Raw genomic sequence first — 12929 nt, 5'->3', positions numbered from 1 at the left:
CGTCGGCCGTCGGCTCGTGTCACCCCGGCGGGGACCGCCGCTCCGTCCGGACCGGCGGGGCGGGAAGTGGATCAACCGAGCCAGGCGGCGATCAACGGCAGGGTGACGGCGGTGGCGACGGTGGACAGCACGATGGTGTCGCGGGCCAGTCGCTCAGCGCGCTGGTACTGGCTGGCGAAGATGAAGACGTTCTGGGCGGTCGGCAGTGCGGCCGTCACCACTGCGCTGATCAGTGCCGGCCCGGTCAGGCCGAGGGCGTACCGGCCGATCAGGTAGGCGGCGATCGGCTGCCCGACGACCTTGAGCGCCACCGCCGTGGCGCGCTGACCGGCCTGCGGTCCTGCCGCCAGTGGCCGGGCGCCCGGCAGCGACATGCCCAGCGCCAGCAGGGCCAACGGCACCGCCGCCGCCCCGAGCAGCTCGAATGGACGCAGGAGTTCCATCGGTGGGCGTACGCCAGCGACCGCCACGGCGAGCCCTGCGGCGGAGGCGATCATGATCGGGTTGCGGGTGGGCAGTGACAGTAGCCGGCCGAGCGAGGGCCGCCGGTCGCCGGTGCTGACGTCCAGGACGGCGATGGCGGCGGGGGCGGCGACGAGGACCTGGAACAGCAGGATCGGGGCGACCGCCGACACGTCGCCGAGGACGTAGACGGCGACCGGGATGCCGAGGTTGGCGGCGTTGACGTACGAGGCTCCCAGCGTGCCGACCGCGACGTCACCTGCCGGGTGCCGCCACCACAAGCCGGCTACTGCCAGGTAGCCGAGGGCGACGGCCGCGGTGCTGAGCAGGTAGGCGGCGAAGGCCCCGGTGAAGACCTCCGCCGGGCGAGTGGTCGACAACGTGGTGAACAGCAGCGCTGGCGTGGCGACGTAGAAGGCCAGTCGGGCGAGCACCGTGGTCGCGTCGGATCCCAGCAGTCCGTACCGGCTGATCAGATAGCCGATCGCGGTGACCGACCAGATCGCGGCGAATCCGGCGAGGATGGCGCGCATGTGATCATCTTGCCGGGTCGCCACTAGCATCGAGGGCGGGTATTCAGAGCGAGCAATCGATTACGTTACGTTTGTCAATCATCACATTTCCACAACGCCATCGGGTATTGACCGGCACGTCCCCGGGCGGCAGCATCGGGACGTACGAGGCTCACGACACATCACTGTCTGCTGTGTCCGGTGTCGGTCGTCCTGAGACGACTGGTGACTGTTTCGTACGGATCCCAGACGGTGGCGGGACTTCCCTCCCGGCCCGGTACCTAGGAGGACCATGTCGGTCAGCCCCGCCTCGCCCCGCGCCGGCTGGTCCGGTCCACCACCCGCGGGAGCAGCCCGGCCGCCGGCCGCCCCGCGCCGGGGCGCCGGTCCGGCGACGGCCACCGTCACGGTCACCGTCTCCATTCCCCTGCTGGCTGGTGAGGAGGCGCTGTCCCCGTCCACGCGCCGGCTGCTCGACGCCGCACGTGAGCTGGTGGAACGTGGCGAAGCGACGGTCGAGGTGCCGACCGCCGGCCTGCACCGGGTGGTGCCGGCGGGACCGGGATCGGCGGTCGGGTCCACCGAGCCGGAGCCCACCCCGGCCGCCGGCGGTCGGTCGGTCGACCGGGCCGGTCGGTCCGCCACGGCCACCGCCGCCGCGCTGCATGTGATGGTCGCCTCCCGGACCGTTCTGCTCGACGGGGAGCCGCTGCCGCTGACCCGCCTCGAGTTCGACCTGCTCCTGCACCTGGTGGAGAATCCGCGCCGAGTGTTCACCAGACTGCAGTTGCTGGCCGCCGTCTGGGGGTACGAACACACCGGGGTGCGCACCGTCGACGTGCACATCCGTCGGCTGCGGGTCAAGGTCGGTGAGTCGCCGATCATCACCACCGTCTACGGGGTGGGCTACCGGCTCTCCGACGACGTGCGAATCACCGTCGACCCGGCTGGCTGACCTGCCCTCGCGACCAGGTTTGCCCGCCGTCGACCACGGGTATGAGCGGGATCTTCGCGGCGATCGGCGACGCGGTCCGGTGGGCCGCCACGGATCGCTGCGGTCGATTCCGAAGGGGGATGGGCGCATGCTGATGCACGACGTGAAACGGCGAGCAGGCCTCGACGGCCCGGCGACGGTCGACCGCGACCAGATCAGGGTCGCGCTGACCAGCCGGTACGACGAGCTCACCGCCGAGTACGAGCAGGCGATGGCGCAGAGTCAGGTACTGCGGTTGATCGAGGGCGGTGACACCGCTGGCGACGACCAGGCCGACAGCGGTACCAAGACCGCGGAACGTGACGCCGCGCAGTCGCTGATCCGTACCATCCTGGACCGCCGTACCCAGTTCGAGCACGCGCTCGCCCGACTCGCCGCCGGCGACTACGGACACTGCGAGGGCTGTGCCGAGCCGATTCCCGTCGAGCGTCTGCAGATCTATCCGTCCGCGACGACCTGCGTCACCTGCAAGCAGTCGCGGGAGCGACGGGCGGCCTGAAGCGGTCCGTACCGACAGCGCGGCCCGTTGGTTTCGGCGGCGGTCACTCCGAGGGAGTGACCGCCGCTCACCCCCTCGTCGGCCACGATGAAGCGGCCCCCCGGTCCGTGACCCGACTGCACGAGGGGGATCAGCCATGGCGACCGCACAGCTCACCGCGATCGACTCGACGGTGGACAAGACGAACCGGATGCTCAACGAGATCGAGCACGAATTCGGATGGCCGGCCGAGCGCCGCCACCAGTCCTACTCCGCGCTCGCCGCGGTGCTGCACGCCCTGCGGGACCGGATTCCGCTGGCCGAGGTGGTCCATCTCGGCGCACAGTTGCCGATGCTGGTGCGGGGGCTCTACTACGAAGGTTGGGATCCGACCTCGGCGCCGGCCAAGCTGGACCGGTCCGAGTTCGTCGGTCGGGTCCGGCGCGACTTCCGGTTCGACGTCGACGGCGGTGCCGAACAGGTCATCCGTACCGTCGCCGACGTCCTCCGCCGGCACGTCAGCGCGGGGCAGTGGCAGGACGTGGCCGCGACCGTCCCGGCGGACCTGCGCAACCTGCTCGATCCGTGAGCTGCTGGTCCGTGCCGGCGCGGGCAGCGGGCTCCCGGCAGCACGTGCGGAGCCTGCCGCCTGTGCTCACCCACCCGGCTCAATTCGCACCGTCGAGGTCAGGCGACGTCGGTGGTCGACCTGTCGACCCGGCCCGGTCAGCCGCAACCGCACCTGTGCCCGCACGTCGCGGCTCGACGTGGCCAGCCACAGCAGCAGGTCACCCGGCTCGACGATGCGTCGTCCGTCCCGGCCGGTGAAGCAGGACAGGTCCATCGAGACGTCGAACTCGACGCGGCGGGACTCGCCCGGTGCCAACTCGACGCGGGCGTATCCGATCAGGCGGGCCACCGGCCGGGTCACCTGGGCCACCGGATCGTGCAGGTACAGCTGGACCACATCGGCGCCGGTGCGGGTGCCGGTGTTGGTCACCCGCACCGTGACCCGCACCGCGCCGTCGGTGCCGATCTCTCCAGCGTCGTCGTCGGGGTCGACCCGGGCGCCGTCGACCAGTGGCGTCGACCATTCGAACGTGGTGTAGGACAGCCCGTGCCCGAACGGGAACAGTGGGCTGGGGTCGACGTTGCTGACCTCGCTGCGGTGTGCCAACGCGGGACTGAGGTAGCTGGCGGGCTGCCCGCCCGGTAGTCGGGGCACCCCGATCGGCAGCCGGCCGGAGGGGCAGACCCGGCCGGTGAGGATTCCGGCGACCGCCGGCCCGCCCTCGGCCCCGGGAAAGAAGGCCTGGAGGACCGCGGCGAGCCGGTCGGCGAACTGGCCGAGGGCGTACGGCCGGCCGGTGAGCAGCACCAGGACCACCGGCGTCCCGGTGGCCACCAACGCCTCGATCAACTCGCCCTGCCGACCGGGCAGTTCCAGGTCGGTGGCGTCGCAACCTTCGCCGGAGGTGCCGTTGCCGAACAGTCCGGCCCGGTCGCCGACCACCGCCACGCAGATGTCGGCACGGGCGGCGGCGTCGGCGGCGACCACGATGCTCGGGGTGTCCTGGGCGTCGACCGGTCCGGTGGCGACGTGTTCGAGCGTCGCGTCGGGAAGTTCGGTGCGCAGCGCGGCAAGCACGGTCGTCATCCGGGGGTCGTCGTCGACGCCGGCCGGGGTCGACCCCACGTGGCTGGGGAAGGTGTAGCAGCCGAGCATCCCGGTCAGCGAGTCGGCCAGTGGGCCGACGACGGCGATCCGACCCCTGGGCGGCAACGGCAGGCAGCCGTCGTTGCTCACCAGCACGACCGATTCCTCGGCCAGGCGACGGGCGAGGTCCCGGTTCGACACCGGGTCCAGGTCGATCGGCCTGCCCTCCGTGACATCGGCGATCGCGGGTGGTACCGGGGACCACTCGGGGTCGAGCAGGCCGAGCTCACATTTCTGCCGCAGCACCCGAGTGACCGCGCGGTCGACGACCGATTCCGGTACGCCGCCCCGGCGCACCGCGTCGACCAGCGGAGTTCCGTAGCAGCGGACCCCCGGCAACTCTACGTCCACCCCGGCACCGAGAGCGAGCGCGGCGGCAGCCGCGGGGCTGTCGGCCACCCCGTGCAGCAGCTCCAGGAACGACACGCCGAAGTAGTCGGCGACGACTGTTCCGGTGAATCCCCACCGGCCGCGCAGCAGATCGGTCAGCAGTCCGCTGTCGGCCGCCGCCGGAACGCCGTCGACCTCGGCGTAGGAGTGCATCACCGAGCGGGCGGCACCGTCGCGTACCGCCATCTCGAACGGTAGTAGCAGCACGTCGGCGAACTCCCGGGGGCCGACCGACACCGGAGCGAAGTTCCGTCCGGCCCGCGACGCCGAGTAGCCGGCGAAGTGCTTGAGGGTGGCGACGACGCCGGCTGACTCCAGACCCCGTACGTACGCGGTCCCGATCGTGCCGACCAGGTAGGGATCCTCGCCGATGGTTTCCTCGGTGCGGCCCCAGCGGGGATCCCGGGCGACGTCGAGCACCGGCGCCAGGCCCTGGTGCACACCGACCTGGCGCATGTCCTGCCCGATCCGGGCAGCCATCTGCTCCACCAGGTCCGGATCGAAGCTGGCACCCCAGGCCAGTGGGGTGGGGTAGACCGTCGCACCCCAGGTCATGAAGCCGGTCAGGCACTCCTCATGGACCAGCGCCGGGATGCCGAAGCGGTTGCCGGCGACGATCTCTGCCTGGACCCGGGCCAGGGCCTGGGCCCCGTCTGCGGGTAGCACCGCAGTGGTGCCGAACGGACGGGTCAACTGCCCCAGTCCGCTGTGCAACAGATCGGCCCAGTCGACGGTGTCGTCGACCAGGTCGTGTTGCAGCGGCGCCATGTCGTCGATCGAGGCGTTGGCGCCGCGCCAGAAGCTGGACAGCTGCGCCACCTTCTCGGTCAGCGACATCCGGCTGAGCAGGTCGAAGACCCGATCCTGCACCGCGAGCGTCGGGTCACGCCACGACACCGACTCCTCGACGGGGTCCGTCGGCCGGCTGCCGCCGGCGGTCGTGGCAGCCGGCGACCGGTCAACCTGCCCGGTGCCGACCACCGTGCCGCCCGGGGTGTCGTCCTTGCTGCTCACCCGCAGTCTCCTGTCCGTCCTCGCCGGGACCTGCCCGGTCCTGTTCCCACTGGTTCGTCGCCGCTACTTTTCCGACATGTTTCCGGAAATTTGCGGCTCCGTCGAGGTCTCGTGGTCGGCAACTTGTTGGCACCGGGGCGGGTATGATCGGCCGCGCCGCATGTCCGCCGGTGGTCGCGGTCGGCGGTACGGGGCCCGGCGGAGCGGGCGAGTTCCGGAAACGCGCTCCGCAACAGCCGGTCGCCCTCCGCCCCGCGTTGCCACGATGCCGTCGCCGCGGGGCTGCTGCCAAGCGCTTTCCCAGTGCGGCAAGATGGGTTGCGGACGCGGTGGGCGGTGCCGGACCGACTGGCGGAACGTTCGGCCGTACGCTGAAGTCTCGACGAAGGAGCTGCTGTGACGGTCGACGAAGGACGCAGGATCACCATCACCGCGATCGCCCAGGAGGCAGGTGTCTCGGTGCCGACCGTGTCACGGGTGCTCAACGGCCGCAACGACGTCGCCCCGCAGACCCGCGAGCGGGTGGAGGAGCTGCTGCGTCGGCACGGATACCGGCGACGGGCCACCCGGTCGCGAGCCGGTGCCAGCCTGATCGACCTCGTCTTCAACGACCTGGACAGCCCCTGGGCGGTGGAGATCATCCGGGGCGTCGAGGACGTCGCTCACGCCGCCGGCGTCGGTACGGTCGTCTCGGCGATCCACCGCCGGTCCACCTCGACCCGGCAGTGGCTGCAGAACCTGCGCACCCGGGCGACCGACGGCGTCATCCTGGTCACCAGCGAGTTGGCCCCACCGCTGCACACCGAGCTGCGCCGACTCAACGTACCGATGGTCCTGGTCGACCCGGCCGGCGTGCCCAGCCTGGACATCCCCACCATCGGTGCGACCAACTGGGCCGGTGGGCTCCGGGCCACCGAACACCTGATCTCGCTCGGGCACCGCCGGATCGGCTTCGTCGCCGGGCCACCCCGCCTGCTGTGCAGCCGGGCCCGCCTGGACGGCTACCGGGCCGCGCTGGAGGCGGCCGACATCCCGCTACGGCCGGAGTACATCATGCCGGGCGACTTCTACCACGAGTCAGGGTTCGAAGGCGCCGCCGCGTTGCTGGAGTTGGACGAGCGGCCGACGGCGATCTTCGCCTCCAGCGACCAGATGGCGCTGGGCGCGTACGAGGCGCTGCGGCTGCGTGGCCTGCGGGTCCCCGACGACGTCAGCGTCGTCGGATTCGACGACCTGCCGGAGGTCCGCTGGTCCTCACCGCCGCTGACCACCGTCCGGCAACCACTGGCCGAGATGGGTCTGCTGGCCGCCCGTACGGTCCTGCGGTTGGCTCAGGGCGAGTCCCTGGACACCCCCAGGGTCGAACTGGCCACCGAGCTTGTCGTGCGGGACAGTTGCGCGCCCTATCCCGGTCAGTGAGTCCGATCGGCGTCGCCGGGGCAGGGGCGCGGCGTCGCCGGGCACGGTGCGGTTAGCCTGCCCCCGGGCCGGGTACCACCCGACGGCACGATCACGACGTCCGCGTACCGGCGGGCGTCGGACACGCCGCAGGGGGCAACCATGAAACTCGACGACGACGACATTCGCAGCAGCGGCCCGTCCGCCGGTCACGGCCCGGCCGACGGTGGGGCCAATCCGGCTGGTCACGACGGCGGTGCCGACGGCGGCGCCGCACCGGCCGCCGGAGAGGGCCTCGCCGACGGCGGTGCCGACCCGGGCGGTCACGACGGGGGTGCCGACGGTGGCGCCGGGCCCCGGGCCAAGGAGGGCCTCGCCGACGGCGGGGCCAATCCGGGTGGTCACGACGGGGGTGCCGACGGCGGCGCCAACCGGCGGTGACCAGCGTCGCCACGCGACCGGCCGGTCAGCCGGGCGGGGTAGCACCCCGCCCGGCGCTGGCGCGCTGCGTCGCCGTCGAACCAGCGAAGTTCGCCGCCACCTACTGGGGCCGGGCTCCGCTGCTCTCCCGCGCCGCCGACCTGGCGAATCCGGTCGGCTTCACCGATCTGTTCGATCGGGACACCGCCGACGAGCTGCTGAGCCGGCGCGGGCTGCGCACACCGTTCATCCGGGTGGCCCGCGACGGTGCCGTGCTCGCCGAATCGACGTACACCGGCAGTGGCGGGGCCGGTGCTGAGATCGGCGACCAGGTCCTCGACGAGCGGGTGCTCGGGCTGTACGCCGACGGCGCCACCATCGTGCTGCAGGGGCTGCACCGGCTCTGGCCGCCGATCATCGACTTCACCACCGAACTGTCCGCCGCGCTGTGCCAGCCGTTGCAGGTCAACGCCTACCTGACCCCGGCCGGCAACCAGGGCTTCGCCACCCACTACGACACCCATGACGTGTTCGTGCTGCAGGTACGGGGACGCAAGCGGTGGCGCGTGCACGCTCCGGTGCTGGCCGACCCGCTGCCCCGGCAGACGTGGTCGGGCCGGGCCGACGAGGTCGCCGCCCGCGCCGACGGACCACCGGCGCTCGATGTCGTGCTGGCCCCCGGCGACGCGCTCTACCTGCCCCGGGGCTGGCTGCACAGCGCCACGGCCCAACACGACAGCTCCCTGCATCTCACTGTCGGAGTCCGGTCCCGGACCCGGTTCTCGTTGGTGGAGGCGTTGCTGGAGTTGGCGGTCGACGAACCGGCGCTGCGGGCGTCGGTGCCGATGGGCGTCGACCTGACCGACCCCTCGGGCGTCGCACCGGAACTGACCGCCACGGTCACCGCGCTGCGGGACTGGCTGACCCAGGTGACCCCCACGCAGCTCGCCGCCGAGCTGCGTCGGCGGGGCCGGCACGTCACCCGACCGGCCCCGCTACGGCCGCTGGAGCAGGCCGACCGGCTCCGTACGCTCGACCTCGACGACGTGATCCGCCTACGGCAGGGTCTGTCCTGGCGGCTGGTCCCGCAACCGCCGGACCGGATCGCGGTCGAGGTGTTCGACCGTACCGTCAGTTTCCCGGCACCGTGCGCGCCCGCGTTGCGGGCCGTGCTGCACGCCCGCCGGATCCGGGTCGGTGACCTGCCCGGCCTGGCCGACGACGACCGGGTGGTGCTGGCGAGACGGTTGCTGCGTGAGGCGATCGCCGTGGTCGATTGATCCCCAGCGAGCGGGTGGCACCGTCAGCGCAGCAGGCCGACCAGGGCCACTGTGGTCACCCCTCCGGCGATCAGCACGGTGGCGACGGCACGCAGGTGCAGCACCGCGTGTCGCCGGTCGGCGAGCGCCTTGGCCGGGGCCAACCCGAACAGCGGTCCCAGCAGGGTCACCACCAGGGCGATCACCGGCATGCCGACCGCCAGGTCGCCGCCGTAGCGCAGGCCCACCCAGCGGGCCAGCGTGGCGAGGCCGAACGCCGCCGCCGCGCCGAGTGCGCCGAACAGCGCCAGCACCGGCTGTGCCGCCGGGGTCAGCGCACCGGGTTCGGCCGAGCGTGCAGCGAGGGCCCGGGCGCGGTCCAGCCAGACCTGTGGACCTTCGGGGCCGCCGGCGGCGTCGGGACCAGCCGCCGGCGCCGGCAGCCCACCGAAGCGGTCGGCGACCGGGCCGAGCTGGTATCCGATCTCGGTCCAGATCTGCGCCGCCTCGCGGTCGACCTCCGCTACGTCGTGGGCGGCGTCGGCGTGCGCCTGCAGCAGGTCGTCGACCTCGGCCTGGGCCGCGCTCACCGCGTCCTGCGCGATGGTGCGGCGCTGCGCGTACCAGTGGTGTGCCTCGTCGCGACGGGCCTGCAACGCCGCCGCCAGCTCGGCCAGCCGGCGCATCGCCGCCGGATAGGAATCGTCCATCAGGACAACCCGTACGGGATGATCACCTCGGCAGTGCGGTGCACCGTCCGGTCGAAGAACAGCGCCCGCCACGGCCGGGGGTACCAGGTCGGTCCGCCGGCCTTCGGATACAACGGCGGGGCGAGTTCGGCACCGTGCACGTCGAGCGCGACCCACGCGCCGATCTGGTCGGTCCGCGACCCGATCCCACCGAGGTCGTCGCGCATCCGGGCGACTCCGCGCCACCAGCCCAGCACATGGGTGTGCCGCTCCGGGCCCAGGTGCAGCACCCGGCGGAGCCGGTCGAGGCCGGACCGGCCGGCGAACTTGGCGGCCAGTCGCCCGGCCGCGGCGTCCACCGCGTACAGCACCAGGAAGTGCGGCCGGACCGGGGCGTCCACGGCGTCGACCGCCAGCCGGTCGGCGGTGTCGGCGAGCAGCCCACCGACGGTGTCCAGATCGTACAGGCCGGTCCCGGCCGGCAGTGCGGCGTGCAGTTGCCGGGCGGCGGCCACCGCGTCCGGGTCGAGACAGGCGAGGTCGAACCGGGCCGCGCCGGGTGGGTACTGCCGGGCGAGGGAACGGGCGGCGGCGTCGAGCAGCGCACACGCCTCGTCGACCCGGGTGCCCAGCACCGCCAGGTTGCGGCCCGGCGCCCGGGGCAGCCCCAGCCGCGCCGAGCGGGCCAGGACGTCGATCGTCTCGCCGAGCAGCGCGACCGGCTCGTGCGGGCCGGACCCGTCGCCCGACAGCGCCAGGTAGTCCGGGGCCTGGGCCAACCGGGGTACGGCGTCCCCGTCGAACAGCCTCGGCGGCGCCAGCCCGTCCGGCCGTCGCCGCCACAGCCGGTGCTGCAGCTCCTGCCAGGTGTCCCGGTCGCTGGCGGCGGGCACCCGGACCACCTGGTTCGCCTCCAGCGCTCCGGACTCGGCGTTGACCACGGCGTGGTGACGCGGCAACGCCTCGGCGGCGGTGTTCGTCTCCGGCAGGATGCGCCGCGCCTTCGGTAACGCGATCCGCAGCGCGAACTGGGCGATCAGCGCGGTCCGGCCCCACAGCGCCTGGATGCCGGAGACGTCCTGGGAGGCGAGGATCAGGTGGATGCCCTGTGACCGGCCGCGCCGGGCCAGGTCCTCCAGCAGGGTCGCCGCCTCTGTGGCCAGCGCGTCGTTGCCAGCGAGCAGCACCTGGAACTCGTCGATCACCGCGACGATCCGGGGCCACCGGCCCTGCGGGTCCTCGGCCCGCAACTCGGCCAGCTTGGTGACCTCGTGCCGCTTCGCGGCGTCGGCCCGCCGCCGCAGCTGGGCGCCGAGGAAGTGCAGCATCGCCAACCCGAACTCCCGGTCGGTGTTGACGTTGACGCCGACCAGCCGCACATGCGGCAGGAAACTCGGGTCCCGGCGTCCGGGGGCGAACCGTGCGAAGGACACCCCCTCCTTGAAGTCCAGCAGGTAGAACTCCAGCTCCGTCGGGGAGTAGCGGGCGGCGAGCGCACCGATCCACGCGTAGATCAGGTTGGTCTTGCCGGTACCGGACGGCCCACCGATCAGCGCGTGCGGTGGGTAGTCGCTCAAGGTCACCTCCACTGGGCGACCGTGTGTACTCTCGCCGACCGGAGCGGTGATCCCGCTGGTCGCGTCACCGGTCCATTCCTGCTCGGGCAGCAGGTCCGCGAAGGCTGCCGGCTCCGGGCCGGCCATGATCGCGGACGCGACCTCCCGGCAGGTACGGGTGACCAGCTCGGGTGGTGGCGGCGCATCGAGCCGGACCGGCAACTGGGCGTACCCGCTGATCCTCGCGGTCCCGCCGGAGACCGACACGGTGGTCAGCGCTGGTGTGTCGCCCAATGGCACGTCGCGGACCACCAGGTGGACCCCGCAGGCGGCCCCGGCGCGGGCGATCCGGTCCAGCTGGGCCCGTTCGTGCCGGGACAGTTCCTCACCCGCGCTGCCCAGCAGCACGCCGATGCGCCACGGTTCGGGCCGGCGACCGGTGGCCGCCGCCAGTTCGCGCAGTGAACCGAACTCGCCGGCGAGTACGGTCTCGTTGATCCGCCGGACGTGGTCGACCAGTTCGTCCAGGTGTCGGCCGAGTCCGCCCGGCCCGACGAAGCTCAGCAGGCCCGGACCGGCCAGCGGGGCGAAGCCGGCCAGACCGCCGCCGAGGTGCTCCGGGTCGTATCCGGTCAGCCGCACCCCGCCCGGTGCCGCCCGACCCAGCGCCCGCAGCAACAACGTGCTGATCACGGCGTCGCGGCCGGCCAGGTCGTCGCCGTCGACCAGCACGTGGCCATGGTCCAGCAGCGGTACGAGAGCGGGTACCGGCGGCCCGCCGGTCAGCCCGGTCAACCCGATCCGCAGCATCCCGGGTGGTTCGGTGCGCGGTGCCGGTGCCGGTGTCCAACTGGTCCAGTCGCTCGACGCCGCACCCGGTGCGGCCCGGTTGGCGGCGGCCACCGCCACCCGGGCCGCCGCCGTGATCCGGTCGTGGTAACGATCAGTGAGCTCAGCCAGCCGCTGGTCCCGGTGCGCGCCCGCCCGGGCCGGCACCTGCTCGGCGGCTCGCTGGGCGCGTTTGAGCTGGTGTTCGGCTGCCGCGAGATCGGCTTCGACCAGGTCCAGCTGGTCCCGTGCCGCTGCCCGGGCGTGGCTCAGCGCCCGGCGGACCCTGGCGACCAGCTCGGTCCGCGCGTCAGGCATCGCGCCCCCGCAGGGCCTGCGGCTGCTCCGGCCGCAGGGTCTGCGGATCGCGGTCGAGCAACCGCAGCACCACCCCGGTGAGCACCGCTCCGGCCACGGCGGTGTCAGCGGGGTGCGGTGGCGGTGGCGGCTCGTCGTGCCGGTCCGCCGCCACCTGCTGCTCGACCGGCACCCGGCAGATCCGGGCCAGCAGGGTCTGCAGCACCGGCTCGGGCATCCCGGGTAGCAGTTCGCGCACCCTCGCGGCGGTCGCCGAGGTCAGCGCCGGCAGGTCCTCGGGGCGGGGCTCGTGGTCGAGCAGGTCGCCGGCCAGTCGGTGCAGGACCGGCGGGGTGATCGCGGCCAGACCCAACCCGGTGGGCGCGGCGACGCCGGCCAGGTCCCGGTGCAGTGCCGTGCGGTCGGTCCGCGCGACCGCCGTCGCCACCTGGCGCAACAGGTGCGCAGTGTCGGACACGGTGCCGGCCGGCCCGTCCTGGTCGATCTGTCCGCTGTCGGTCAGCTCGGCGACCCGTACGGCCCACCAGTTGCCCAGCCGTGGTGCGTCGGCGTGCCCCGGCTGCCGCTCGCCGTCGGAGCCCGTCGGCTGATCGCGGTCGGTCAGCGCGGCACGCCAGGATCCGTCGGTGCCCGCTGCCTGGCCGATGCCGATCGACGCCAGGTAGTCGGCTATCGACTGCCGGGTCACCTCCACCGCGTACCCGGCCTGTTCGACGTGTTCGACGGCACCGAGCAGCTGCGGTACGGCGAGTGGATCGGCGGACTGCTGGCGTACCCAGATGAGCAGTTCGGTCGCGGCGCGCAGCCGTTCGACCGCCACGGCGATCTGGCCGATCGGCAGGTCGTCGGCGGTGGCCTGGACCCGGGCGGCGAGATTCTCGACGAGCGACATCG

General features: G+C 72.9%; 11 protein-coding genes. 6 read left to right on the top strand and 5 right to left on the bottom strand.

Annotated elements, in window-relative coordinates:
• Window positions 1-71: 71 nt before the first annotated feature.
• Window positions 72-995, bottom strand: coding sequence for an AEC family transporter (locus O7608_RS21465; protein WP_289206314.1), 924 nt, complete (start codon window positions 993-995; stop codon window positions 72-74).
• Between the two features lie 271 nt (window positions 996-1266).
• On the opposite strand from O7608_RS21465, the gene O7608_RS21460 reads away from it, so the two are divergent.
• The 3 genes from O7608_RS21460 to O7608_RS21450 all read left to right on the top strand — a co-directional run bounded on the left by O7608_RS21460 (window position 1267) and on the right by O7608_RS21450 (window position 3035).
• Entirely contained in the window at window positions 1267-1929 is a 663-nt protein-coding gene (locus O7608_RS21460) for a winged helix-turn-helix domain-containing protein (protein WP_289206313.1), read from the top strand.
• Window positions 1930-2062: 133 nt separating this feature from the next.
• On the top strand, window positions 2063-2467 hold the full coding sequence (locus tag O7608_RS21455) for a TraR/DksA family transcriptional regulator (RefSeq protein ID WP_421361203.1): 405 nt from the start codon (window positions 2063-2065) through the stop codon (window positions 2465-2467).
• Window positions 2468-2603: 136 nt separating this feature from the next.
• Window positions 2604-3035, top strand: a complete 432-nt coding sequence (locus O7608_RS21450; RefSeq protein ID WP_289206311.1) for a DUF2267 domain-containing protein — start codon at window positions 2604-2606, stop codon at window positions 3033-3035.
• Window positions 3036-3101: 66 nt separating this feature from the next.
• Here the strand turns inward: O7608_RS21450 and O7608_RS21445 are convergent, their stop codons facing one another.
• The gene (locus O7608_RS21445; protein WP_289206310.1) at window positions 3102-5567 is read right to left on the bottom strand and encodes a beta-xylosidase/alpha-l-arabinosidase; all 2466 of its coding nucleotides are present in this window, start codon (window positions 5565-5567) and stop codon (window positions 3102-3104) included.
• A 396-nt stretch (window positions 5568-5963) separates the two neighbouring features.
• Here O7608_RS21445 and O7608_RS21440 point away from each other — a divergent pair, with 396 nt between their 5' ends.
• From O7608_RS21440 to O7608_RS21430, 3 genes are all read left to right on the top strand, one after another.
• The gene (locus O7608_RS21440) at window positions 5964-6986 is read left to right on the top strand and encodes a LacI family DNA-binding transcriptional regulator (protein WP_289206309.1); all 1023 of its coding nucleotides are present in this window, start codon (window positions 5964-5966) and stop codon (window positions 6984-6986) included.
• Between the two features lie 141 nt (window positions 6987-7127).
• Window positions 7128-7406: a BatC protein gene (locus O7608_RS21435; protein WP_289206308.1), complete on the top strand. Its 279-nt coding sequence runs from the start codon at window positions 7128-7130 to the stop codon at window positions 7404-7406.
• The gene (locus O7608_RS21430) at window positions 7403-8665 is read left to right on the top strand and encodes a cupin domain-containing protein (protein WP_289206307.1); all 1263 of its coding nucleotides are present in this window, start codon (window positions 7403-7405) and stop codon (window positions 8663-8665) included. Before O7608_RS21435 ends, O7608_RS21430 begins: the two co-directional genes overlap by 4 nt.
• A 23-nt stretch (window positions 8666-8688) precedes the next feature.
• On the opposite strand, the gene O7608_RS21425 is transcribed toward O7608_RS21430, so the two are convergent.
• From O7608_RS21425 to O7608_RS21415, 3 genes are read right to left on the bottom strand one after another with little or no spacing between them, the layout of a single operon-like run.
• Window positions 8689-9354 (bottom strand): hypothetical protein, encoded by a 666-nt coding sequence (locus O7608_RS21425; protein WP_289206306.1) that lies wholly within the window; start codon window positions 9352-9354, stop codon window positions 8689-8691.
• A complete protein-coding gene (locus O7608_RS21420; RefSeq protein WP_289206305.1) occupies window positions 9354-12035 on the bottom strand; it encodes an FtsK/SpoIIIE domain-containing protein in 2682 nt (893 codons plus the stop codon). The genes O7608_RS21425 and O7608_RS21420 overlap by 1 nt, the downstream gene beginning before the upstream one ends.
• On the bottom strand, window positions 12028-12927 hold the full coding sequence (locus tag O7608_RS21415) for a hypothetical protein (RefSeq protein ID WP_289206304.1): 900 nt from the start codon (window positions 12925-12927) through the stop codon (window positions 12028-12030). Before O7608_RS21415 ends, O7608_RS21420 begins: the two co-directional genes overlap by 8 nt.
• Window positions 12928-12929: the final 2 nt, after the last annotated feature.

The sequence above is a fragment of the Solwaraspora sp. WMMA2056 genome, from assembly GCF_030345095.1.
GTDB lineage: Bacteria > Actinomycetota > Actinomycetes > Mycobacteriales > Micromonosporaceae > Micromonospora_E.
The sequence above is the reverse complement of the archived record's forward strand: the minus strand, read 5'-3'. Positions and strand labels throughout refer to the sequence as shown.

Bases quoted from the DNA above. Each gene is read 5' to 3' on its own strand.
- O7608_RS21465 (WP_289206314.1), bottom strand. From the start codon at position 995: ATGCGCGCCATCCTCGCCGGATTCGCCGCGATCTGGTCGGTCACCGCG.
- O7608_RS21460 (WP_289206313.1), top strand. From the start codon at position 1,267: ATGTCGGTCAGCCCCGCCTCGCCCCGCGCCGGCTGGTCCGGTCCACCA.
- O7608_RS21455 (WP_421361203.1), top strand. From the start codon at position 2,063: ATGCACGACGTGAAACGGCGAGCAGGCCTCGACGGCCCGGCGACGGTC.
- O7608_RS21450 (WP_289206311.1), top strand. From the start codon at position 2,604: ATGGCGACCGCACAGCTCACCGCGATCGACTCGACGGTGGACAAGACG.
- O7608_RS21435 (WP_289206308.1), top strand. From the start codon at position 7,128: ATGAAACTCGACGACGACGACATTCGCAGCAGCGGCCCGTCCGCCGGT.
- O7608_RS21425 (WP_289206306.1), bottom strand. From the start codon at position 9,354: ATGGACGATTCCTATCCGGCGGCGATGCGCCGGCTGGCCGAGCTGGCG.
- O7608_RS21420 (WP_289206305.1), bottom strand. From the start codon at position 12,035: ATGCCTGACGCGCGGACCGAGCTGGTCGCCAGGGTCCGCCGGGCGCTG.
- O7608_RS21415 (WP_289206304.1), bottom strand. From the start codon at position 12,927: ATGTCGCTCGTCGAGAATCTCGCCGCCCGGGTCCAGGCCACCGCCGAC.